The sequence below is a fragment of the Salinivirga sp. genome, assembly GCF_055145285.1.
This window is the reverse complement of the sequence record NZ_JBSRDC010000003.1, coordinates 1-26,559: the sequence shown is the minus strand read 5'-3', so window position 1 is coordinate 26,559 and position 26,559 is coordinate 1. Positions and strand designations below refer to the sequence as shown.

At 41.3% G+C, this 26,559-nt stretch carries 18 protein-coding genes and 1 pseudogene; 9 read left to right on the top strand and 10 right to left on the bottom strand.

Translation table 11 applies throughout. The annotated features are described in order from the left end of the window. The first annotated feature begins 7 nt into the window (after positions 1-7). The 9 genes from ACTB0Y_RS00415 to ACTB0Y_RS00375 all read left to right on the top strand — a co-directional run bounded on the left by ACTB0Y_RS00415 (position 8) and on the right by ACTB0Y_RS00375 (position 17,811). Entirely contained in the window at positions 8-2,335 is a 2,328-nt protein-coding gene (locus ACTB0Y_RS00415) for a family 65 glycosyl hydrolase domain-containing protein (RefSeq protein WP_463204803.1), read from the top strand. Positions 2,336-2,343: 8 nt separating this feature from the next. Next, on the top strand, positions 2,344-4,734 hold the full coding sequence (locus ACTB0Y_RS00410) for an alpha-amylase family glycosyl hydrolase (RefSeq protein ID WP_463204802.1): 2,391 nt from the start codon (positions 2,344-2,346) through the stop codon (positions 4,732-4,734). Between the two features lie 17 nt (positions 4,735-4,751). Next, on the top strand, positions 4,752-6,113 hold the full coding sequence (locus ACTB0Y_RS00405; RefSeq protein ID WP_463204801.1) for an alpha-amylase family glycosyl hydrolase: 1,362 nt from the start codon (positions 4,752-4,754) through the stop codon (positions 6,111-6,113). Positions 6,114-6,227: 114 nt separating this feature from the next. Then, positions 6,228-8,066, top strand: a complete 1,839-nt coding sequence (locus ACTB0Y_RS00400) for a glycoside hydrolase family 13 protein (RefSeq protein ID WP_463204800.1) — start codon at positions 6,228-6,230, stop codon at positions 8,064-8,066. 123 nt (positions 8,067-8,189) lie between these two features. Further along, positions 8,190-11,276, top strand: a complete 3,087-nt coding sequence (locus ACTB0Y_RS00395) for a DUF4961 domain-containing protein (RefSeq protein WP_463204799.1) — start codon at positions 8,190-8,192, stop codon at positions 11,274-11,276. Positions 11,277-11,417: 141 nt separating this feature from the next. After that, positions 11,418-12,419 (top strand): DUF4476 domain-containing protein, encoded by a 1,002-nt coding sequence (locus ACTB0Y_RS00390; RefSeq protein ID WP_463204798.1) that lies wholly within the window; start codon positions 11,418-11,420, stop codon positions 12,417-12,419. A 202-nt stretch (positions 12,420-12,621) separates the two neighbouring features. Next, positions 12,622-13,746 carry an ATP-binding protein gene (locus tag ACTB0Y_RS00385; protein ID WP_463204797.1) on the top strand — a complete coding sequence of 375 codons (1,125 nt, stop codon included), beginning with the start codon at positions 12,622-12,624 and terminating at the stop codon, positions 13,744-13,746. A gap of 197 nt (positions 13,747-13,943) precedes the next feature. Continuing rightward, positions 13,944-17,027: a DUF4961 domain-containing protein gene (locus ACTB0Y_RS00380; RefSeq protein ID WP_463204796.1), complete on the top strand. Its 3,084-nt coding sequence runs from the start codon at positions 13,944-13,946 to the stop codon at positions 17,025-17,027. A gap of 157 nt (positions 17,028-17,184) precedes the next feature. After that, positions 17,185-17,811 (top strand): DUF2459 domain-containing protein, encoded by a 627-nt coding sequence (locus tag ACTB0Y_RS00375; protein ID WP_463204795.1) that lies wholly within the window; start codon positions 17,185-17,187, stop codon positions 17,809-17,811. Between the two features lie 69 nt (positions 17,812-17,880). On the opposite strand, the gene ACTB0Y_RS00370 is transcribed toward ACTB0Y_RS00375, so the two are convergent. From ACTB0Y_RS00370 to ACTB0Y_RS00325, 10 genes and pseudogenes are all read right to left on the bottom strand, one after another. Beyond that, a complete protein-coding gene (locus tag ACTB0Y_RS00370; protein ID WP_463204794.1) occupies positions 17,881-18,996 on the bottom strand; it encodes an ABC transporter permease in 1,116 nt (371 codons plus the stop codon). A 112-nt stretch (positions 18,997-19,108) separates the two neighbouring features. Continuing rightward, positions 19,109-20,215, bottom strand: a complete 1,107-nt coding sequence (locus tag ACTB0Y_RS00365) for an ABC transporter permease (protein ID WP_463204793.1) — start codon at positions 20,213-20,215, stop codon at positions 19,109-19,111. Between the two features lie 179 nt (positions 20,216-20,394). Then, positions 20,395-20,766, bottom strand: coding sequence for a four helix bundle protein (locus ACTB0Y_RS00360; RefSeq protein WP_463204792.1), 372 nt, complete (start codon positions 20,764-20,766; stop codon positions 20,395-20,397). Positions 20,767-20,863: 97 nt separating this feature from the next. After that, complete coding sequence (locus tag ACTB0Y_RS00355; RefSeq protein WP_463204791.1) at positions 20,864-21,595, bottom strand: ABC transporter ATP-binding protein; 732 nt, start codon at positions 21,593-21,595, stop codon at positions 20,864-20,866. Between the two features lie 11 nt (positions 21,596-21,606). Beyond that, positions 21,607-22,512, bottom strand: a complete 906-nt coding sequence (locus tag ACTB0Y_RS00350; RefSeq protein ID WP_463204790.1) for an ABC transporter ATP-binding protein — start codon at positions 22,510-22,512, stop codon at positions 21,607-21,609. Between the two features lie 39 nt (positions 22,513-22,551). Beyond that, positions 22,552-23,442, bottom strand: coding sequence for an HlyD family secretion protein (locus tag ACTB0Y_RS00345; RefSeq protein ID WP_463204789.1), 891 nt, complete (start codon positions 23,440-23,442; stop codon positions 22,552-22,554). 20 nt (positions 23,443-23,462) lie between these two features. Then, entirely contained in the window at positions 23,463-24,713 is a 1,251-nt protein-coding gene (locus ACTB0Y_RS00340) for a TolC family protein (protein WP_463204788.1), read from the bottom strand. Positions 24,714-24,725: 12 nt separating this feature from the next. Then, entirely contained in the window at positions 24,726-25,322 is a 597-nt protein-coding gene (locus tag ACTB0Y_RS00335; protein WP_463204787.1) for a TetR/AcrR family transcriptional regulator, read from the bottom strand. Between the two features lie 512 nt (positions 25,323-25,834). Further along, positions 25,835-26,416 (bottom strand): HAD family hydrolase, encoded by a 582-nt coding sequence (locus ACTB0Y_RS00330; RefSeq protein WP_463204786.1) that lies wholly within the window; start codon positions 26,414-26,416, stop codon positions 25,835-25,837. Between the two features lie 35 nt (positions 26,417-26,451). Then, positions 26,452-26,559, bottom strand: a pseudogene (locus ACTB0Y_RS00325) (IS1595 family transposase); the annotation flags it as partial.

The following is a 26,559-nucleotide window of genomic DNA, read 5'->3' as shown; positions in this document are numbered from 1 at the left end:
CAGCACCGTGAAGAACTACATTACACATCATCCGTGGAAAATTATAGAAGAAGGCTACAAGCCGGAATACAACCGTATATCTGAAAGTATTTTCAGTTTGGGGAATGGAAAGTTTGGACAACGAGGAAACTTTGAAGAATACTTCTCAGGCGACAGCCTGCAGGGAAATTACCTCGGTGGCGTCTATTACCCGGATAAAACCCGTGTGGGTTGGTGGAAAAACGGCTATCCGGAATATTTTGCCAAAGTGCTCAATGCCCCGGATTGGACGGGTATTCTGATTAAGATAGATGGACAGAAACTCGATCCGCATAAACTTAAATTAACCGACTTCCACCGTGAAGTCGACATGCAAAACGGTCATTTCAGCAAAATTTATACAGCTGAATTTCCCGATGGCAAAAAAGTTAAAATACACTCCACACGCATGCTCAGCATTATAAACGATGAGCTCGGTGCAATCAAATATAGCATTACACCACTAAACTTTTCAGCAAAAACGGAAATATTACTGCCCATTGATGGCGACATTAAAAACGAAGACGCCAACTACGACGAGCACTTCTGGGACGAAATAGAAAAATCAGCCTCAGCAAGAGCACCATACCTCATTACCGAAACACGCAAAACCCACTTCAGGGCCTGCTATGCCATGCATTACTCGCTTGAAGTTGATGGTACGCCCCAGTCGCTGACACAATTTGACTCTGTAGAAGAAAAAAAATATATCGCCCATAAATTAAACATCAAACTGGACGAAAAAAAGACAACCACCATCTACAAATACGTCGCGGTTGTAACCTCAATGTACCATAAAAACAGCGATTTAAAAACAGCGGCCTCCGAAGTACTGGCTTATGCCAAAAGCAAAGGTTTCTGCACCATTCTCGATGAGCAAAAGGCAGCCTGGAAAGAGAAATGGAATCATGGTGATATTGCTATAGAAGGCGACATAGCTGCACAGCAAGGCATACGATACAACATTTTCCAACTCAACCAAACCTATACAGGCCAGGACGAGCGGTTGAATATTGGCCCCAAAGGCTTTACAGGCGAAAAATATGGCGGCAGCACCTATTGGGATACCGAAGCCTATCTCCTGCCCTTTTACCTCAGCACATCTGAGCCCGAAGTAGCCAGAAACCTGCTCATTTATCGTTTTAAGCATTTACAAAAAGCCATTGAAAATGCCGAAAAATTAGGTTTCAAAGATGGAGCTGCCCTTTACCCAATGGTAACCATGAACGGCGAAGAATGTCACAACGAATGGGAAATTACCTTTGAAGAAATTCACCGCAACGGTGCCATTGCTTATGCCATTTTTAACTACATCAGGTATACTGAAGACAAACGCTACCTCGCCGATTATGGTCTGGAAGTACTGATTGGCATTTCTCGGTTCTGGTCGCAGCGCGTAAACTACTCCGAAGACAAACAAAAATATGTAATGCTGGGCGTTACCGGACCCAATGAATATGAAAATAACGTAAATAATAACTGGCATACATTAAAAATAGCCCAGTGGACCATGCAATATACCATGGATGCCATTAATTACGTAAAACAAACCATACCGGAAGAGTGGCAACGCATTGTAACCAAATCCAATTTTAACGAATCGGATGAAATCTCGAAATGGAAACGCATTTGCGAAAATCTCTACTTCCCCTATGACAAAAAACACGGCGTATTTTTGCAACAAGACGGTTTCCTCGACAAGGAACTCAAACCTGTAAGTGAAATTCCCGCAAAAGAATCACCCATTAACAAGCATTGGTCATGGGACAGAATACTGCGCTCTTGTTACATTAAACAAGCCGATGTATTACAAAGCCTTTATTTCTTCGAAGATCAATACGAAACCGAAACCATTAAGAAAAACTACGATTTTTACGAACCCATGACTGTCCACGAGTCTTCATTATCAGCATGTATCCACTCAATAATGGCGGCTAAACTTGGTGATAAAAAACGTTCGTATGAATTTTACCTCTCTGCATCGCGTCTTGACCTGGACGATTACAATAGCGACTCCGATGAAGGATTACACGTAACCAGTATGGGCGGAACATGGATGTCGATTGTGCAAGGATTTGGCGGCATGCGCATAAGAAACAACATGTTATCATTTAACCCGTTTATTCCTGAAAAATGGAAATCCTTTTCATTTAAAATCAATTTTCGGGGGCACTTGTTAAATATCGTCATTGATAAAGACAAAGTAAACATACATAACAATGCCGGGCAGCCGCTCAAAGTTTTACTTTTTGACAAATCACACACCATTAAAGCCAATAATAAAATTACGGTCGACATGGTATCTCAGAACAAATAGTACACATCATGCGAAAAATCATAACAACCACAATGAGCCTGATACTCGGTATCGGGCTCATAATTAGCAGTTGCGACAGGCAGACAGACACATTCACTTTGCCGCACAAAAGCCTCATGATAGGGCTTGCGTCACCAATCACCGTAAATCCCGACACCACGGTAGTGCACCTTACAGATTATTTTCCAACCAACCCGGTTATAGATTCAGTATTGGCTCCGCAAAGCCTGGCAGTACAAAAAGGTTCAGAGAAAATCATCCTCATTGCTCAAAAAGCAAAACTACCAAAACTAAGTTTGCTAAAAATATACACAGACAGCACCCGGTATGACATCATCCTGAAATCGTCAGGTAAAATTAAAGTGCCCTTTACCTTCAAATCCGATAAAGCGTATGATAAAGTACAACTCAAAGGGGAATTTAATGGTTGGAACCCCAATGCTACCAATTTAACAAAAGTTGGCGAGCAATGGAAAACCACATTAACGCTGGCGCCGGGAGAATACCAGTATTTGATAGTTGCAGATGGAAAAGAAATGCTCGATCCGTCCAAAAAAGACAGCGTCAGCAACAATATTGGCGGATACAACTCCATGTTGAAAGTCGGGAAATACGAAAACCTTCAAAAACCACACTTGTATGCCAAAAATGTGCGCCAAAATAAAGTAACAATTGGCTATAAAAATTCCATCACTGAATATTTTGTGATGGGGCAAAACAAAAAACTTCCCGCATCACGCACAAATATGGCCGAAAACCTTATAACCATTACGGTTCCGGATGCAATGGCCCAAAAAGAAAGAACTTATATCAGAGTTATTGCTGCAAACCAGGATGGTATCTCAAATAGCGTGCGGCTGCCGCTTCATAATGGAAAAATAATTCTTGATGCCGGTAAACTTAAAAGAACCGACTTCGAAGCAGCCACAATATACAATGTATTTACAGACCGATTTAACGATGGCAATCCGGACAACACATGGAAAATCGACGATGAATCCATACACCCCAAAGCCAACTACTTTGGTGGCGATATTGAAGGAATCATCAAAAAAATAAACGATGGCTATTTTAGCAACCTGGGCATCAACACACTGTGGGTTTCACCACTGGTGAAAAATCCCGAAGAAGCTTATGGGATGTATCCAAACCCCAAAACACGCTTCTCCGGGTACCACGGGTATTGGCCAATTTCATTTACCCAACTGAACCCACATTTTGGCACAGAAGAAGATTTAAAGCGCCTCGTGGAAACAGCTCATGCCAACGACATAAATGTGCTGCTCGACTTTGTGGCAAACCATGTGCATGAAAACCACCCTGTAATAAAAGCACATCCGGAATGGAAAACAAACCTATACCTGCCCGATGGATCGCTCAATACTGAAAATTGGGACTCGCACCGCTTAACCACCTGGTTCGACACTTTTATGCCCACACTCGACCTCACCAACCCGGAGGTTACAGACATGCTCACAGACTCTGCAGTTTACTGGATCAAAAAATACAAGTTAGACGGTTTCAGACACGACGCCACCAAACATGTACCCGAAAGATTCTGGCGCACGCTGACGCAGAAACTCAGAAAACAAGTAGTGATACCTGAAAATCGCAGATTATATCAGATTGGAGAAACCTACGGTTCGCCCGAACTTATCGGCAGCTACGTAAACTCCGGGCAGCTCAATGCCCAGTTTGACTTTAACGTGTACGACGCCTTAGTGGCCACCTTAGCTGGCGACAGCGGATTTAAAGCCCTGGTAAACGAAATTAATAAAAGCCTCAAGTATTACGGTGCACAACACCTAATGGGCAATATTTCAGGCAATCAGGACCGCGCCCGCTTTATCGCATATGCCTCTGATGCCTTAAGTTTCGATGAAGATGCCAAAAAAGCCGGTTGGACACGCGAAATAAAAGTTGAAAACCCAGTGGGCTATGAAAAGCAAAAAATGCTCAACAGCATTATTGCAACCATTCCCGGATTGCCTGTAATTTACTACGGAGACGAAATAGGCATGGTCGGCGGCAATGATCCGGACAACAGACGTATGATGCGCTTCAACAACCTCAAACAAGAGGAGAAAGCCGTAAAAAAAGCAACAGCTGAACTACTCAATTTCAGACAAAAAGCACTGCCCCTAATCTTTGGCGATTTCAAAGTATTGCACCTGCAGGAAAATCAGCTGGTGTACCAACGTCGCTACTTCGATGAAGTGGTTATTGTAGCGCTAAACGACGGTAAAAAAGAAATAGACATCAACATCGATGATCCCTTATCAAAAGCTCAAAACACTTATTACACATTCAACAATACAGAATTAGAACAGCAGGAGGGTAAAATAAATTTCACATTACCCGCCTTCAGCTTCGAACTCATTACTAATGTAAAACGATAAATATAAATTTTTCAAATATGAAGACAATACTCATTATGACAATGCTCTCATTATCATTCCTTTTTGGCGGATGTAATCAGGCCAAAAAAAATCAAGTTGCTGAACAAGAAGCCAAAGCCGACCCGGTAGAAGCCAGTAAGGCCTCAACCATTTATGAAGTCAATATAAGACAATACACCCCTGAAGGCACAATTGAAGCCTTTATACAACATATCCCGCGCCTGAAAGAACTTGGTGTAGATATTTTGTGGATTATGCCCATATACCCCATTGGCGACAAAAACAAAAAAGGCCCGCTGGGCAGCTATTATGCCGTAAAAAATTATAAAGAGGTTAATCCAAACTTTGGGACAAAGGACGATTTCAGAAAACTCGTTAAAACAGTACACGACAACGACATGATGATAATTCTGGACTGGGTGGCCAACCACACAGCCTGGGATCATCCCTGGATAAAAGAACACCCCGAATGGTACACAAAAGATTCTACGGGCACAGTAGTGGCCCCGGTAGAAGACTGGTCCGACGTAGCCGACCTGAACTACGAAAATCAGGAAATGCGCAATGCCATGACCGACGCCTTTGTATTCTGGGTAAAAGAATTTGATGTAGACGGTTACCGCTGCGATGTGGCCAGCATGGTCCCCAACGACTTCTGGGAAAGCGCAAGAGCCGAAATGGAAAAAGTTAAACCGGTATTTATGCTTGCCGAAGCAGAAAAGCCCGAACTCCACAAAAAAGCATTTGATGCCAATTACGCCTGGGAACTGCATCACATCATGAACGAAATAGCCAAAGGCAAACAAAACGCTTCGCACCTGCGCAAATACTTCAAAAAAGAACCTACACGATTTGCCGATAGCGTGTATCGCATGGCTTTCACCACAAACCACGATGAAAATTCATGGAATGGAACCGTTTTTGAGCGTATGCCCAACAGCTACGAAACTTTTGCCGTATTTACCTATGCTGCACCTACATTTCCACTCATCTACAGCGGGCAGGAAGCAGGCCTGAATAAACGTCTCAGATTTTTTGATAAAGACACCATTGAATGGAAATCGCATAAAATGGGCAACCTTTACAAAAAACTTAATACACTCAAAGAAGAAAACCCTGCTCTCTGGAATGGACGCTATGGCGGCAACATCCAAATGCTCAAAACAAACAACAACAAACGTGTTTTTGCTTTTACCCGAGAAAAAGACGACAATAAAGTGTTGGCTTTATTTAATTTATCTGACACTGCAACCGATGTGAACATTAAAAAATTTGAATCCGAGGAAACATTCAAAGATGCTTTTTCAGAAAAACAATATAACGGAAAAGCACCTCTGCGACTTAAACCCTGGGGATACTTTATTGGTCTGACTCAATAACCATGAAACAGCGGGTGACAGTGTGAAAAAATAACCTGGCTCTATTCATAAAAGCGATGTACCTGGATGATAGAATAATGGCCGGGTTGTTGCACCTAATAAACACATCAAACAATGAAGTATTTAATAACCATAATAACAACAATGCTAATGATGAGCATGAATGCACAAAACACCAGGCTAAGCCGTGTGGAGCCACCAAATTGGTGGACAGGAATGAAAAACAATCAGCTACAATTGCTGGTTTATGGAGAAAATATTGGAAATACGGAGCCTGAGCTTGCTACTGAAAAGGTAAGCATTGCAGAAGTGCACAAAGTAAAAAATCCGAATTACCTATTTATTGACCTTAATATCGACGAGTCGGCAAAACCCGGCAAATTTGAAATCTTATTTAAAGAAAACGGTAAAAAAGTTGCCGAATACGAGTATGAACTCAAGCACCGTACTGACCAAAAACGGGGGTTCTCTGCTTCCGATCTGATTTACCTGGTAATGCCAGACAGGTTTGCCAATGGTAACCCGGAAAATGATAATGTACCGTCTATGCTTGAAAAAGCCGACCGAACCAATCCGGACGGGCGCCACGGTGGCGATTTGCAAGGCATCATGAATAAGTTGGATTATATTAAAGATTTGGGCATGACCGCAATCTGGATCAACCCCTTCTTTGAAAACAACATGAAGGATTATTCATACCATGGATATGCCATTACTGATTTTTATGCAGCCGACCCACGACTTGGATCAAATGAACTGTACAAAGAATTGGTTGAAACCAGTCATAAAAAAGATATGAAAGTGGTGATGGATGTGGTTGTAAATCACTGTGGTATTAACCATTGGTGGATGAAAGATTTGCCCACCGAAGATTGGATCAACAACCATAAAAAATTCCAAACCAATTACCGCGGTTCTGTAATTGCCGATCCGCATGCTTCCAAATACGATCGAAACAGGTTTACTACCGGTTGGTTTGTAGAAACCATGCCCGACCTGAACCAAAACAATCCTTTTCTGGCCAACTATCTGATTCAGAACATGCTTTGGTGGATTGAATATGCCGGTATCGACGGATTAAGAATGGATACCCAGCCTTATGCAGAGATAGATTTTGTAACAAGGCTTGCACAGCGTATAACCCTGGAATACCCGGACTTCACCATTTTAGGTGAAACCTGGTTGCAAAAAGTTGCGCTAACGGCCTTTTTCCAACAAAACAGCCCGGTATCAAAAGATTACAACTCACATATCCCAACCAATACAGATTTTCCGCTGTACTATGCCATAAAAACAGGATTAAACCAGGAAGATGGCTGGACAACAGGACTTGCACAGATTTATTACGTACTGGCCCGCGATTTCCTGTATAACGATGCCCATAAAAATGTTATCTTCCTCGACAACCACGACCTCGACAGGTTCTATTCATCGGTTGGAGAAGACATTAATAAATTCAAGATGGGCATAGGTATTTTGCTCACCATGCGCGGAATACCCATGATGTACTACGGTGACGAAATACTAATGACAGGACTTGAACATACAGGGCATGGCAATATACGTAAAGATTTCCCGGGTGGTTGGGAAGATGATGAGCGGAATGCCTTCACAGAAGAAGGACGCACAGCCAAAGAGAACAAAGGATTTAACTTCGTGCGCAAAGTGGCACAGTGGCGAAAAAATTCAGATGCCGTAGCCAACGGAGAATTAACGCATTTTGTTCCTGACAATAATACCTATGTCTATTTCCGTCATACAGACAAAGAAACCGTAATGGTTATTCTGAACAACCATCCTAAAGAAAGCCGCACAATTGACGGTACACGCTTTAGCGAGCTTTTAGATAATTACGGAGACGGCAAAAATGTGCTCACTGACGAAACGATTTCAGACAAATCATCGTTTACTATTAAAGCAAAGAGCGTTAAAATTATCGAATTCAAAAAATAAATAACCATATCTTGACTTTTTCTGAAAGTAAAAAATAAGCCCCATACAATCCGATAGTACGAACCACTATCGGGTTGTATCTTTTCCAATTAGCCAGAAAATATTCAATTAAACACAAATACAATGCAACCGAACATCAAACAATTATCATTATTAGCCTTATTCATAACAGTTATATTTCAGCTGCCGGCTCAGGTAATAACCACCTCCCCTGCATATCCAACACCAACAGACCCTGTTACCATTACATTCAATGCAGACCAGGGCAATGGTGCTCTTGCAGGTTATAGTGGTGACATTTATGCGCACACCGGCGTAATTACTTCAGAAAGCACTTCTGCTTCTGACTGGAAATATGTAGTTACCGAATGGGATGAAAACACGCCTGAAATACAACTAACCAATATTTCAGGAGACACCTGGGAATTGACCATTGGTCCATCAATTATTGATTATTATGGTGTTCCTCAGGGTGAAACCATTCTTCAAATGGCCTTTGTTTTCAGAAACGCCGATGGCACTATTGTAGGCCGCGCAGCAGATGGAGGCGACATTTATGCCAATGTATACAGCGATCCATACAACATTACATGGAACTCACCCAATACATCGCAAATTTATTCTATAGGCGATATGATTGAAATAGATGCTGTTTCGTTAGCCGCAGAAACATTGGAATTAACAGTCAATGGAGTAGCTGTAGCCTCCCAAAACAGTACCAGTATTACCTATTCCTATGAAGCGGCAATTACAGGTATGAACGAAATAATTCTCGATGTAACAGCAACAGACTCCACATACACTGATACCATAGAAGTGCTCGTACGGGAAAGTACAACAACTGCGGCACTGCCCTCAGCAGACCTGAAAGATGGGATCAATTACATCGATGATAATACAGTAACCCTCGTACTCTATGCGCCTTACAAAGAGTTTGCCTTTATAAAAGGCTCATTCAACGATTGGGAACTACGTGCAGAAAATCAAATGTACAGAACACCCGATCAAAACCGTTATTGGATTACACTGGAAAATCTTACAGCAGGCGAAGAGTACGCATATCAGTACATTGTTGATGGTGAAATAACCATTGCCGATCCGTATACTGATAAGATTCTCGACCCGTGGAACGACTCGTACATTTCAGAGTCGACCTACCCGAACCTGATGCCTTACCCAACAGACCAGGCAGAAGGTATTGTTTCAACTTTCAAAACAGCTCAAACACCCTACAACTGGCAAGTTCAAAACTTTACCCGGCCAGCCAACGAGGACCTTGTTATTTATGAACTGCTCGTCCGTGATTTTGTAGCTGCTCATGACTATCAAACACTTATCGATACGATTAATTATTTGAAAAACTTAGGGGTAAACGCAATAGAGCTCATGCCTGTAAGTGAATTCGAAGGCAACAGCAGCTGGGGCTACAACCCATCGTTCTATTTTGCGCCGGACAAATATTACGGTACCAAAGACGACCTGAAAGAATTTATAGACGTATGTCACCAAAACGGCATAGCTGTTATTTTAGACATGGTACTCAATCACTCGTATGGTCAGTCACCGTTTGTTCAACTTTATTTCGATCCTGCCGCAGGCGATTACGGTCAGCCTACGCCCGAAAACCCCTGGTACAACCAAACATCCCCAAACCCAACTTACTCATGGGGGTTTGATTTCAATCACGAAAGCCCCGAAACAAAAGCTTTCGTGAGTAGAGTTACCACTTACTGGCTGGATGAATATAAATTCGATGGTTTTCGTTTCGATTTCACCAAAGGCTTCACCAATACACCCGGTGAAGGATGGAGTTATGATCAAAGTCGAATTGATATCCTGCAAGATATTGCCGACACCATTTGGAATGCAGCTCCCGGAGCTTATGTTATTCTGGAACACCTTACAGAAAATTCCGAAGAAAAAGTGCTTGCAGAATACGGAATGTTGCTTTGGGGCAACATGAATTACTCCTACCTGGAAGCATCGATGGGCTATATTACCGATTCCGATTTCTCAGGTATCTCTTACAAAAACCGTTCGTGGAATGCACCCCACCTTGTTGGTTATATGGAAAGTCATGACGAAGAGCGCATGATGTACAAAAACATAACTTATGGTAATGGTACAGCAGTATATGACATTACACAAGAAGAAATAGCATTGCGCCGTGCAGAACTCTCAACACTGTTTTTCCTCACTGTACCAGGTCCTAAAATGATCTGGCAATTTGGCGAAATGGGTTACGATTACAGCATAGATTACGATTGTCGCGTTTGTGAAAAACCAATACGTTGGGATTACCTGGAGGAAGATGGACGCAGACATTTATATAACTTCTACAGTCAGGTAATAGATTTACGTAACTCCTCTGACCTTTATCAAACCACAAACTTTAATATGGATGTAGGCGGCGATGTAAAAATAATTACCCTTGAGCATAATGGTGAAAAAAACATCATATTCGGTAATTTCGATGTGGAAACACAAACCTACACACCCAATCTAAGTGGATTTGCCAACTGGTACAGCTTCTTTGAAGGGGGAACTGAAATTAGCGGAGACACAACCTTTACACTCGAACCAGGCCAATACAGATTACTGACCACAAACATGACCACAACGCCTGAATGGCCAAATTTCCCGGAAGCGCGAAATGTGTACATCACTGGCAATACAGAACAGGGAAGTACCTTAACCGCAAACTACGACTATTTTGACCTGAATGGCGATGCAGAGGGTGCAACAGAGTTCCAGTGGTACGTAAGCGATGATGCTTCAGGAAGTGGCAAAAGACCTATTTCAGGAGCTACTGAGCAAGATTTGGTATTAACCAGAAGTGCCGGCGATAAATACCTGTCTGTAGTGGTTAAACCCGTTGCCCAGGGCACAGAATATCAAACCGGATTGCCCGTAGAATCTGGTATGTTTGGACCTGTAAATACAAGTTTGTCAACACAAGACCCTGAAAACAGAGCACCAATAATGTATCCAAATCCAATCTCAGGCGATCAATTATTATCAATTAAAAATGTTAATCATTACCAAAATATTCAAATAGTAAATGGTGCCGGACAAATTTTGAATAGCTTCAAAATTGAAGGACAAAAATCAGTAAATATTGATTTTACACAATATCAGCAAGGTTTCTACTTCATAAAATTACAGGGAACCGACCATACCGTTGTGGAAAAAATAGTTAAAACACCATAGTTTATTTATACATTAATCAATGTTAAAGCGCCTTCATTGCCAGGAGGCGCTTTTTTTATTGTATAATTAATTTATATCTGTTATTTTTGACATATATACAAAAAGAAAAATCCTCCCACTAAAAATCAAAAAATGAATACTATGAGACTTTTAACCTTAATTTCAGCTATACTGTTTGTTAGCTTTACTTTTAATGTATCTGCGCAACGTGCGATTGAAGTTTTCAATAACGATGGCGATGCTTTCTTTATTTATCTTAATGGAGAAAAGCAGAACAAAGAAGCTCAAACACGCGTAACACTCTACGATTTAAAAAGTGAGTGGTACAAAGGAAAAATTGTATTTCAGAAAAAAGGTATTCCCGAAATTGAAAAAAACCTGATGACTAAACCTGGTAAAAAGGTAACCTATACGATCAAGAAAAACCGTAAAGGTGCTTACAAGCTCAGATTTTTTTCAGAAATGGAGTTCGAAAGATCTGCAGCTAAAAAGGAAACCAAACCTCAGAAAACAACTGTGAGCACCTCAACTGCAGCGCCACAGAAAAACCAGACAACCGAAACGCATACAGTTCAAACAACTACAACAGCGTCACCTGAAAACGCAAACGAAAATGTGAACATCTCAATTAATACGCAGATGAATGAGCAGGGAGCTACAGTGAATGTTTCTGGTGGAGAAACAACTGAATCAGGAACAGTAACCGTTACCACAACCACTGAGGGGAAACCCCGGAAAAAAACGAATAATGCTCAAATGACCGTTTCAAGCACAACAACAACCACAAGCTCTTCAAGCAGTTCTTCAACAAATTTTACTGAACAGCCCGTACAAAAAAGAGAAGCAACACGTGGTTGCATGATGTCTGCTACTGCATTTGAAAAGGCAAAAAAATCTATTGCAGGAAAAACCTTCGAAGATTCAAAAATGACAATGGCCAAGCAAATAACTAAGAGTCACTGCTTAACAGCAACTCAGATAAAAGAAGTTATGGAATTGTTGGAGTATGAAAGCACACGTGTTGAATATGCTCAATTTGCATACCCCAAATGCCAGAATAAAAACGAATACTACATCGTTAATGATGCATTTGAATATGAAAGCTCCATCGATGAGTTAAATGAATTTATCGACGCACAGTAAAAAAATAAAATAGATTTGTGTGAGGGCCTCGCTTTAAGTGAGGCCCTCATGTTTTTTATTCGGTTTTTATGTGCCCAAAACATTGAAAATCTGGAATCAAACTCCCAATTTTTATATTAAAATTTGGAGTTGCAATCCAAAAATTCATGTGATTTTCTTGGATTTGCCGGGTCAAATCACTAATTTCGGTTTAAAATGAAATATGATTCGACGATTTTACCATAATCTATTGGACTGGATGCCTGACAAAAGGGCTTTAATAGTTTACGGAGCAAGACGAGTCGGGAAAACAACATTAATTGATGAATTTTTAAAAAATACCAAACTACATTATAAAGTTGATTCAGGTGACAATATTCAGATTCAACAATTGCTCTCATCCAATGATTTTTCACAAATAAAAGAATACGCAGAAAATTATGATTTAATCATTCTTGACGAAGCGCAGAACATTCAAAACATTGGCCAGGTTATTAAAATTATGGTTGACCAAATACCTAACCTGCAAGTTATCGCTACCGGTTCATCGTCATTTGCTATACAGCAACAAGTTGGAGAACCCCTTACAGGAAGAAAACGAGAATTAATTCTATTTCCCCTATCGTTAAAAGAGCTGAATAATCATTTTAATAGATTTGAAATTAAGCAACAGTTAGAAGATCTGTTAATCTTTGGGAGCTATCCCGAAATTTACACAACATTGAATAAAAACACCAAAAAAGAATACCTCGAAGAGCTTGTGGGTTCATATTTATTAAAAGACATTTTAACGCTTGATAAAATCAGGAATTCAGAGAAGCTTTATAAATTATTAAGTCTGATTGCCTTTCAAATAGGTTCTGAAATATCTGTACATGAACTAAGCAAACAAATAAAACTGGATGTAAAAACTATTGAAAGATATCTTGATTTACTGCAAAAAAGCTTTGTGATATACAAACTACCGGCTATCAGTAAAAACCCCAGAAAAGAAATCACAAAAAAATCCAAATATTACTTCCTGGACAACGGTGTTAGAAATGCCGTTATCAAACAATTCAATACATTGAACTACCGAAATGATATTGGTCAGCTATGGGAAAACTTTGTACTTTCAGAACGTCTAAAAAAACTAAAATATGAGCAGATCTATTTAAACAGATATTTCTGGAGAACTTATCAGCAGCAAGAAATTGATTATGTAGAAGAAATTGAAGGTGAGTTATTTGCTTATGAAGTTAAATATAAACCTCAAAAAGTCAAACTACCCAAAACCTTTAAAGATAGCTATCAACCAGTAAAATTTGAGACCATTCACAGAGAGAATTTCCTTGATTTTTTGCTATAAACAGAGAAAAATAAAATAGGCTATTGCCTTAGTGTATACCTTCTACTTTATATGCATATGGCCCTCACGTTAAATTAAATCCCGGTGCGGTTTCATTTATCATTACCGGTTATCTTCCGCAAAGGTTTGCGTTAAAAAATACTGCATCCTGGGTCTGATACATTGTCTTTCGGCCTCAAAATGGTTATTTTTACATTATGAAAAAATTACTCTACACACTATCCGTTATGCTATTAATTCCGGCTCTGGGAAACACCCAGGTAGCCTGGATGGAACCCGGTGATGCCACCGTTGATTCTACTGTAACCATTTATTTTGATGCCACACAGGGCGATCAGGGTTTAATGGACTTCGAAGGAAATGTTTATGCCCATACAGGTGTAATAACTCTGCAAAGCACCAGTGGAAGTGACTGGAAGCACGTCGTATCTGATTGGGGAATACCAAACGATACAGTTTTAATGGATAGCTTAGACGAAAACCTTTACTCGATATCTTTTAATATTCGGAGCTTTTACGGTATAGACAGCAGCGAAACCGTACTAAGCCTGGCCTTTGTGTTTCGCAATGCCGACGGCTCTATAACCGGTCGCAGTGCCGAAGGATCGGATATTTTTATACCCTTACAGGTAACCAACGATTGGAGCTATCAGTCGTTCACAACTACAGAAAACGGACTGGAAATAAATACAGCCAAAGGAAACATCAATCTTATTACCTATGCACACGGCCTGGCTACAGAAATTATTCCTGACGGGTATTCTTCTTCTGAAAGTTATGCCATTACTGAAATGCCGGTTACAGCCACGTTTAGTGTGGATACTACTGCTGAACAAATAACAGTCTTGTGGAATACCTGGGAGATAATTATTGAAAAAGAACCACTAAAAATATTTTATCTCAATGGAGACACCATAACCTCGCTCAAAAGCTTCTTCCCCAGCAATGGCGGAAACGGTGGTTTGATGACGCTAGGTTTTAACGAAAACACCAAAATTTATGGCGGAGGTGCAAGAGCCTTGCCGTTTAACCTGAATGGTTATTCCATTGACCTCTATAACCAGGCTCATTATGGTTACTCAAATCAAACACCTAATCTGAACACATCCATACCAGTTTTGACGTCGACCGATGGATTTGCCTGGATATTTGACAATCACCACCCGGGCCAGATTGATATTGGATCCAACACTCCGGGCGACATGGGATATCAGACTGCAGGCGGGACATTACGTTTTTTAATTACCGATAGCGAAAGTCTGGATGATGTTTCCAAAAATTTGGCTGACCTTACCGGGCATGCACCCATGCCACCAATGTGGGGATTGGGGTACATTCAGTCCCGGTACGGATACGAAACCCAGGATGAAGCAGAACAAATTGTGGCAGATATGCAGGCCGGGAACTTCCCAATGGATGCCCTTGTACTCGATCTTTATTGGTTTGGCGGCACATCACATATGGGCGACTTCAATTGGGATATGACAAACTTCCCCGACCCTGAGGGTATGATGTCAGACTTTCAAAACCAGGGCATTGAAACTATCCTAATAACGGAGCCCTATTTCACCCTCACGAGCGATCTGTATGATGGCGCAGCTGCAGCAGAACATTTTGCTAAAAATGATAGTGGAGATCCTTTTGTGCTCTACGGATTCTGGGCCGGCGATGCAGCGTTGTTCGACATGAGCTCCGATACGGCCCGAAACTGGCTTTGGCCCCACTACCAAAACCTCTTTGAAATGGGTACATCTGGTCTTTGGACCGATCTCGGTGAACCGGAAACCCATCCAGCCGAAATGATTCATGAAATGGGCATGGCCAATGACGTCCACAACATTTTCAATAACCAATGGGCAAAAATGTTGCACGATAAAACTGCTGAAAATTATCCTGAAAAAAGATTATTCAACCTTACCCGTTCAGGCTATACAGGTATGCAACGTTACAGCACATACCCGTGGTCAGGCGATATACAAAGAAGCTTCCAGGGACTACAATCCCAAATCCCCATCATGCTGCACATGAGCATGAGCGGAATCGGCTACATGCATTCCGACCTTGGCGGATTTACCGGTGGCGGGCAAAATGGTGAATTATACACGCGCTGGTTACAACTTGGCACATTCTCACCTGTAATGCGAGCACACGGAACAGGCGTACCTACAGAGCCCATATTTTACGATGCGCAAACACAAAACCGCGTGCGCAAAGCCATTGAAATGCGCTACGAATTTTTACCTTACAACTACACCCTGGCATGGGAATACAGCACGCAAGGCACACCTTTAGCCCGTCCCTCAAACTACTACAATTCATCCACCGAATTGCTCAGCGAGCTGGGCGACCAATACCTTTGGGGTAAAGATTTACTGGTGGCGCCAGTGCTCATGGAGGGACAAACCTCACGCATGGTTACACTTCCGGAAAACAACTGGTTCGATTATAATACCGGTGAAAAGTATAGTGCCAACACGACCATTACAATAGATGCCCCGCTAGATGAGATCCCGCTCCTGTTGCGCGAAGGAGGATTCCTGGTACAAACGCAGGAAGAACTCATGCATTCGAAAGCTTACGATAGCGATTCAATCCGCTTACGCCATGCATTGCCCGCCGACGGCCAAACAACAACCCGCCAATGGTTTCATGACGATGGTGTAACAGCAGGAAACCTGAGCGCAAGCCAATATGATTTGATGCAACTCACAGCAACAGCCGATGGTAACTATGCTTCAGTGAACCTGGAAGTAATTGAAAATAACATAATGGCACCCGAACGTCACATGGAACTCATGTTTTACAGCCTCTACAATGCCCCCGGTGACCTTACGCTCAATGGTTATGATGTACCGTTTTATAGCAATGAGGCAGACTATCAAAACAACGTGCCCTCAGCACACTGGGATGGAACATTCCTTTTTGTACATTTTAACTGGAAGGATACGGCTACACTGCTGGAAATGGATCGTGAACCTTCAGCTATAGCGCAATCCCACAATTCACAATCGTTACAGGTAATTGCAAACCCGAATCCTATTACGGCGCAAACCATTATTGAAGCTGAAGTAAAAAATGCCGGCAGCTATAAACTTACTTTGCTGCGTGCAGATGGTCGAATGGTGTCTCAATTGAACCGTTACTTAAATCCCGGCAGAAACAAAATTCAAATCACTGACTTCCCAATGCAAATCAATGATTTGCAAAATGGAATGTACATATTAAACATCAGTAAAGACGGACTAATTCAAAACCTAAAACTAATGAAAATGATGCGATAAGCGTTAGAGGTTAATACTGAATTATATTTTATTCAACCAGCCAGATCCACCAGGGAATTCATACTCAGTGGTCTGGCTGTTTTTTGTTGTTGCACTAAATAAACAAAACCAGGACTGCTCAATTTTTGTTAGTTAATTGAACCTTAGCAAATGTCGAATGCCAACAAATTACTTTATAAGCATCTTACTTTTCATTGGCCTGTTCGCCACGGGATTTACCTCTAATGCACAAAAATACCCTGTTTACATTGTTCAGGCCGGTTGGCACACGGGTATTGTATTGGAAACAGCTGATATACCATACCATATTTTTAAAGAAGCCCAACCTTATACCCGGCATAAATACCTCGATGTAAGCTGGGGCGAAGAAAAATACTATCAAATACCCGAGCCTGGTATTTTCGTGAGTGCAAGCACCATATTGTGGCCAACCCAGGCTGTGGTTAGCATGACTCCTTATTCACGCGAAATCAAAAGGTATTACAGGCAGCCAAACATAATAGAAATCTCCATGACAAGAGACACATATTTTGCTTTGTGCAAATTTCTTTCAAATGCATTTCAAAAAAATGAAGCAGGTAATGTTATACCCAGTACTTTCTTCCGCGACTCAAGCGGCTTTTTCCTGGCAAAGCGAAAATATTCCATGTTCAGAACCTGCAATACCTGGGTAGCTCTGGCTCTCAAAGAGTCTGGACTGGATATAAGTCCATTTTTGCTCGTTACATCAAAGCAACTGTTTAGAAGATTGAAAAAACTTGAGCAAAGTTCAATAGTGCTGTAAAACCATACGACCTCCACCACTCCAGGAGATATAAAGGTTAACTACTATTTAAATCCCGGTTCATACTTATTACACAGTTTTCCGGTATCGCCACAGCGCTAAACTGAAAATTACAAGTGCATAGGTCAATAAGCTCAAGGCCTCGGGTAATACATGAATGAATTCACTGCCTTTGAGTAAAATCATGCGAATAGCGCGAATGAAATAATAAAACGGATTAATATAATTCACAATTTGTGCCCACTGAGGCATACTATCGGCCGGTGTAAAAATGCCACTCATCAAAATGAATGTCAGCATAAAAAAGTAAGACAGGAACATTACCTGTTGCTGGTTGTCGGTTACAGTGGACAAAAACAGACCAATACCAAGAGCTACAAGCAGATAAATAGAACCAAACCCAAACAAAGTAATCAAACTGCCCTCAATGGGTAAATGGAAAAATACATAACCAATGGTTAAACCAAATGCCAGTTCAAACATGGCAATAATCCAAAAAGGGACTAACTTGCCTATCAATAAATGATGTTTTCGAATGGGTGTTACGTTGATTTGTTCAATAGTGCCTAATTCTTTTTCGCGAACAATGTTGAGCGCTGTGAGAAACATGCCAATTACAGTTACAAGAATCACAAGAATACCCGGAAGCATATAAATTTTGTAGTTCAATTCGGGATTGAACCAAAACGACGATTCCACATCAAACTGATTGCTCAATTGAGGTTGCCCCGGAATGACCTCCAACATAACATCTGAATTAAAATCCATCACAATAGATTGCGTATAGCCATTCATCAGGCTGGCCGAGGTATTGTTAATGGCATTTATCAATACCTGCAAATCAGCCTGCTTTTGAATATACAAGTCGCGTTCAAAATGTTGGGGAATATGCAAAACCATATCCGATTGATCTGCATACAGATCATCCACGGCCTTATCGACGCTCCCTTCGCTAAATGATACATTGTAATAAGGCGAACCACTGAACTTTGCAACCAATCGCTGTGAGGTAAGGCTTTTATCACGGTCGACCACAGTCACATCAATATTTTTCAATTCCATATTGGCCGCAAATACTAAAACCACTAACTGTATCACAGGCACAAGGAAAATGATGGGCAGCATGGTTTTATTTCTGAATATCTGCGTAAATTCTTTTCTAAGTATATATGATATTGTTCTCATTATCAGTATTTTTGTTTATTAATAGGCACGCCCTTGATGGCGCGGATTTGTAATCCGTGCCTTATTTAGCACGGTTACAAATCCGCGCTATCGCCATCGCTATTCTCTAATACTATTCTAACCTTATTTTAAACTTCTTCACACTCATAAATATGAAAAACGTAATCATTCCAATTAAAATCAGCGTTTCCTGCCATACAAAGGCAATTCCAGCACCTTTCAACATAATATTCTTTATGATCACAATAAACCAACGAGGTGGCATAATCACGCTAATCCATTGTAAAATTTCGGGCATGCTTTCTATCGGAAATATAAATCCGCTCAACAAAATGGTGGGTAACATCAGGGCAAAAAGTGATATGAACATAGCAACCTGCTGTGTTTTACTTACTGTTGAAATCAGAATACCGAGCGACAGAGCCAATAAAATAAAAAGCAAACTCTCTCCCATCAACAGAAAGAGGCTCCCTTTAACAGGCACACCAAAAACTGTATTGCCTAAAATAATAATGGTTACAGCGTTGATAAAAGACAAAACCACATAAGGGGTTACTTTTCCCAAAATAATTTGTAGCGGACGCAAAGGTGATACCAGCAGCACCTCCATAGTACCCACCTCCTTCTCTCGTGCAATACTAATGCTGGTCATCATGGCTGAAATCAACATCAGAATCAGGGCCATGGTACCGGGTACGAACATGTAAACACTGGCCAGGTCGGTATTGAACATCATGCGGCTTTCTACATCTATTCCGGCGGAAATAGCAGGGCCACTGCTAATTTGCTGCTGGTACTTCAGAATAATTCCACGTGTATACTGATTTATCAGGTTACCCATATTTGGATCACTGGCATCAATTAAAAGCTGAATGGCACCTGTACCATCACGTTGGAGTTTCTCAGCCAGCCCAGCCTCAAATATTATCACCTCGCGAATATCACCGGTTTTAAAAGCAGCCTCAGCATCCCCAGGAGATGTCAGATGCCGATCAACAATAAAATACCCGGAAGATTCGAGTTTATGCACCAAACCTTGAGTAACCTCAGAGGGCGTTGGGTCATAGATAGCAATTTTCACATCTTTCAGGTCGGTTGTGATTACATAGCCGAAAATAAGAATTTGCGCCACCGGCATCCCAAAGAGTATCAGCAATGTCCGGTAATCGCGGAATATGTGGAAAAATTCTTTTTTAACGAAGGCAAAAAAACGTTTCATATTTTGGCGGTGTTTAGTGTTTCGGCTTTTATTTCTTTCGTAGTAAATTTCATCGTCTTGTTTTTAATTGATCTCTGATCTTGGATCTCGGATCTTGGATCTTTGATCTGGGATCTCGGATCTGGGATCTGGGATCTCGGATCTATGATCTGGGATCTTAGATCTGGGAAACCACCGAACTATTTATTGTGCTTTGAATGTACGGCATTGAGGAAATTATATAGTTTTCTGCTCAAATGATTTATTCGGTCATGTGCTTGATTGAAAATTTTCTCATCAGTTAGCGACTTCGTTTCGAATAAGGTTTCTAAATGATCAAGCGTTTCATAATTAGATGCTAACGCAAATGTCAAAAAGCGAATAAAATCATGTTTATATTCACGTCTGCCATATCCTTCAACAATATTTGCTTTTACTGATTTTGATGATCGTCTAATCTGAGATCCAACTTCATACATTTCAAATTTGGGCAACTCATTAATTGTAAGTTCATGTATCTGATTTACATTCTCTCTTGCTAGTTGCCATATTTCCAGATTTTTATAACTCATTATTTGTTTCAATTTTAGTATTGTATATATTTTTATTTTCGTTATTTATGTTTCTATTTATGATCTGGGATCTTGGATCTGGGATCATAGATCTGATCTACCCTCTCGCCATTTTCACAAATACTTCGTCCATATTTTTTGCTTCATATTCATTAATCAGATCAAGTGGTTTGCCTATGGCCTTGATTTCACCGGTTACCATTATTGATAATCGGTCGCAATATTCAGCTTCGTCCATGTAATGTGTGGTTACAAATACGGTTATACCTCCGTGGGCTGCTTCATAAATTAACTCCCAAAACTGTCTGCGTGTAATTGGATCGACACCCCCGGTAGGTTCGTCAAGGAAAACAATAGCCGGTTTATGTATGATTGCAATGCTAAAAGCCAGTTTTTGCTTCCATCCCAATGGCAGTGAGCCAATCAGTTTATCGCGCGCATGTTCCAGTCCCAACTTTTCTATTAGCTTATCAGCCTCTTCCCTGATGGTCCTTTTGGGCATGCCGTAAATTCCTGCATAGAAGCGAATATTCTCCCACACGGTAAGATCATCGTACAAGGAAAATTGCTGACTCATGTAGCCTATATGCTTTTTTATTTGTTCTGTTTCGGTATACACATCAAAACCGGCCACATGAATATCGCCAGAAGTGGGTTTGCTCAGTCCGCAGAGAATTTTTATGGCAGTGGTTTTTCCGGCACCATTGGCCCCGAGAAATCCGAAAATTTCACCTTTGTATACATCAAAATTAAGGTCCTTGTTGGCTGCAAATGAACCAAATTTCTTGGTCAGATTACGGGCACTTATGGCAATTCCTTTTTTGTTCATTGTTCTAAATTTTAATTGGCTTGCATCAAATGCATAAAAACATCTTCAATACCAGCCTTAACAGGCTGTACTTTAACATTTGCATGCCCTTTCTCCTGAATCAGAAGCTGCAAATCATCCTGCCCCTGTTGCTCCTGGTTCAGGGTTACATGTAAAAACTGGCCAAAAGGAAATACAGAGGAAACCTGATCGCTCATTTTCAAATCTTTAAGCAACTGATAGTGGTCATCGGCCTTAACAGCAAAAAGCTTCTGAGGGAACGATGCCATAATTGCGTGAGGTGTATCGACTTGTAAAACCTCGCCTTTTTGCATCAACGCTACTCTGTCGCAAAGCGAGGCCTCATCCATGTAAGGTGTACTTACTACAATGGTGATACCGGTTTGCTGAACTTTTTTGAGCATCTCCCAAAATTCCTTTCGTGAAACAGCATCCACTCCGGTGGTAGGCTCATCGAGTATCAAAATCTCAGGTCGGTGGATCAGCGCACACGACAGAGCAAGTTTCTGCTTCATCCCGCCCGATAGCCGCCCGGCCAACCGTTTTTTAAATGGTGCTATTTGTTCGTAAACATCTTTCACCAAATCATAATTATCTTCAATGGTGCTGCCGAATACACTGGCATAAAAAGCCAAATTCTCCTCCACGCTCAAATCCGGATACAACGAAAACCGACCCGGCATATAACCCACATGCCGCCGGATGGCTTTGTAATCCTTCATACTATCACGGCCATTCATGCTGATGGCTCCAGATTCCGGAATAAGCAAAGTGGTCATCAGGCGCATCAGGGTACTTTTACCGGCACCATCCGGACCAATCAACCCAAAAAGCTCGCTGTCGTCAATTTTTAGATTGATATTTTGTAAAGCCTGTACTTTCCCGAATTTTTTTGATATGTTGTTTATTTGGATCATGATCTTAGATTTTAGATGGTGGATCTCTGATCTTGGATCCTAAAAATTCACCTCTGCCGGCATACCAATCTTGTACCTACCTTCCTGGTTACTTACTTTAATCTTGACCGCGTACACCAATTTTGTTCGCTCCTTGCGGGTTTGAATGACTTTTGGAGTGAATTCCGCTTCATTGGCCACCCAGGTTACCATTCCTTTGTCCTCATAAAGTTCATTGTCGTCGATATCGGTATATACCTTTACCTCATCGCCTTTACGTACTTTATAGAGCATTTCTCCATCAACGTAAACGCGTAATATCAGACTGTTGGAAGGAGCAATTTTGTACAGGCTTGTGCCGGGCATCACCATCTCTCCTTGCTTTTTGAAGCGATTCAGTACAATACCATTTATGGGATTAATTATGCGGTAATCGTTGATTTTAGCGTCGATTGAGGTCAATTTGGCTTTCAGGACGTTCAGTTCTTGTAATACTGATTGCTTTTGTACTTTATAAGCATTCAACCGTGCTCTGGCCACGTTCACCTTGCCTTCAATTTCATCGAGTTGTTGAGGCGTGGCAGCCTTTTTCTCCACAAGCGCTGTGATACGTTTAAGGTTTTTCTCATACACGCTGAGTTCTTTTTCGACGACCTGCTTTTGCGCCTCGATATTATCAGCCTGACTTCCCACCGACTGCATACTGGCTCTTAGTTGAGCCTTTTGCAAATGCAGGTGCGTAGTATCGACCGTACCTACATGAGTCCCTTTGGCGTATGTGCGCCCTTCTACCACATTAAAATCAATGAGTTCACCTTGCCCTTTGGCTGAAACCATTACCTCATTAGCTTCGAAATTGCCAAAAGCATCTGACTTTTTGTTTTCTGTGTTGCATCCCACGAGCAAGGTTGGCGCAATAATTAGCATTACTTTTAATTGAATAATTTTCATTTTATCAGGTTTTAAGGTCATTATTTTTCTAAAAGTATTTGTAAAGCAATTTGTGATTGATTCATTTTTATGGTATGTATTTCCCTGGTTATTTTAGCGGACTGCTCTTTAAACAGCTCCTCAATAAAAGCCGACGAGGTAACTGTTCCCTGCTTAAGTTGAGAACTGTAATCATTGGTGATCTTCTCCCGTAGAGCAATTATTTTGGCATCTTTTACCAGTGCTTTTCGATACTGATCTATTTCAGAAAGATACTGCTGTTTTTCGGTGTTGACTTGCTGTAAGAATTGCTCACGCTTGTGGTCAATCATTTGTTTTTGTACAGTCAATTGTTGCTTTTGGCGCTTAGTTTTGTTCCAGTCGAAAATATTCCACGATACACCAGCTCCCGCCAGCAGCCAACTATCAGCCCCGGTTTTAAGCATATTGAGTCCTGGTTTACCATAACCGGCCTGGGCAAAAGCATTTACAACAGGCATGCGATTTTTCTGTAACACTTCTTTTGCCTGAGTGGTTGCCTCTTGCTGAAGCTCAAATACAGTTAGCTGATGCCTGTTCACGGTTTCCGGAATTTGAGGCTCAGGCTCCTGCAGGGAATCTTTATAGTTAATATTCAGCTGTGTGAGCACATGCAACATTTTAGCCACGCCCTGAGCTCGATAAACCTGTCCGGAGAGACTTTGCTCTGCCTGTAATTTTTCTGCCTGTAGCACATACTTTCCCGCTTCGCGTACAACTCCCTGGTCCACGGCCGCATCAATTTCGTTCAATTTTTTTGCCAAGGTAGTAATGAGTTCACGCGTCAGGTCCATCTGGTTTTGCGAAAGCATCAGGGCAAAATACAAGCTGGCTACACGCTGTTTTATGGGAAAAAAGCCTTCTGCAGTTTCTGCTTTCGACAAAGCTGTCTCTGCACCGTGCATCTCTCTTAAAGCTTTGGTACGGCCACCATCCCATATCAATTGGTTAATTTCCAGGGTAGCTTTATATTGGTCTTTGGACGGTTCATCGATAGAAAAGCCGGGCATTGATATTTCCACGCTGGTTACATCAGATTGCCAGGTGGCCTGGGCACTGGCATTCAGGCTTGGTAAGTAGTTGGTCTTCAGAATTAACTGCTCCAGGCTATCCAGTTGATTAAAAGCCTGCATATTTTGTAAAACAGGCATTTGCTTCCGGGCATTGCTCCAGCATTCTTCCAGTGTTATGGTTTGTTGGGCAGATAAACCCACCGGAATAAGCATAAGCAAAATAATGGTTCTAATATTCATAACGGTGCGAGTTTATTGGTTTTTAATTGTACTTAAAATCAAACTGGTTATGCGTTCTTTACGGCCTTCCAGTGCTTGAGCGAATGCCTGCTCATCGCCATGAAAAAACACATGGGTAATCAATGGTTGCCCCACGTAAGGGAACACCACGAGCGATATGGTATTCAGAATTAATTCAAAAGCCTCTTTTTCGGATTTACCAATGGCTTTGGCAAGTAATGGTAATAGCTTACGCGGATCAAATCCGGAAGACGTCATCAATTTATACAAATTTGCAGGATCACGTTGTATTTCCTGCATTATAAATAATGGTAAAAACCGGTTTTGCTCAATTACATCAACGTATTCGCTGATAAATGAACGCATACGTTGTTCTATCGGCAAATCAATGTTTGTGAGCACCTGCAAGCTGGGCTGCAAATGTCCAAAAGCCTCTTTGAATGTATGTTCAAAAAGCTTCTGTTTACTGCGAAAATAATAATGCAACAATGCTTTATTGATTCCTGCCTCATCTGCAATTTCCTGCATTCGGGTGGCCCCCATACCCTTTTGCATAAAAAGCTTGCGAGCCGCATCCAGTATTTTTTGTTCGGTTGGTGTTTCAGTCATTTGACCTTTTAGTTTAACTGTTTGGTTAAATATAACGATACAAATAAATAAAAGGTTTCGGAGTTAACCAATTTTTTTAACTAAAAACTTTAACTATTTGGTTAAACAGGTCATAGGTGCCTAATTGTGGGTTATTTGGTCGTTGGTTTTGATAAGTTTGCTTAGTGGTAACCGTTCTCTTCGATTCGCGCGTTTCCTCCCCAAAAAGCAACTCAGAGAACTGCCGCAGCGTCAAATGAAGAACTTTTTTTTGTGTAATTCCACAAGGCCATTGAGTGGCTGGTGGGATGGTCGGGGGGAACCGAAATGGCCGATCCATATTGAACATTGTCAGAAATGCAACCGTTCTCTTCGATTCCCACAGTTCCACCCCAAAGAGCTACTCTAAGAACTGCCGAAGGGTCAAATAAGAACTTTTTGTTGCGTAATTGATACCACAAGGCCATTGAGTGGCTAGTGGGGATGGTCGCGGGAATCGAAATGGCCGGTTCGCGATATCGAAATGACTGTTATCAATAAAACTTGCGCACATCAATATACTGCATGCCGGCATTTTTTGCGGCCTGAAATCCGAGTTCAGCATCTTCGAATACGAGACATTCTTCCGGATCCACCTGCATGAGTTCTGCACATTTCAGGAAAGTATCCGGAGCGGGTTTATGCTTATCCACATCATCGGCAGTGACCAGCAGTTTTACTTTGTCGGACAAACCAATAACTTCCAAAATTTGTAGGGCTACGCTACGAAAACTTCCTGTGCCAACAGAGACTGGCACCTGATGGGCATATCGGTCAAGTAACCGGACAACTGGCTCAATAGGTTGTACTTTATGAAGGTTTTCAAGAAAATGGGCCTCCTTTTGGCGTGTAAGTTCATCAGGATTCAGGTCCATATTTTGTTTTTCATTGATAATACGAACAATCTCTTCTCCCGACATTCCGGCATATCGGTTCAGGTCTTCTTCGGTATATTCGAATTCGTGGTGGCTTCCTACCGCCTGCCAGGCAGCGAGATGTACAGGCATACTGTTGGCAAGCGTACCATCCAAATCAAAAATAAATCCACGCGTTCCGTTACAAGTTCCCAGGTCCATATGTTTTCTTTTAAAATTTAATATGGGGTATCCGATCAACACCCGTGATTTTCGTTAATAATTTTATCATATGTTAAAGGCTCTGCAATAACAGCCTGTTCAAGTAACCGCATAAACAATAAACCTCTACTATTTGATGTTCT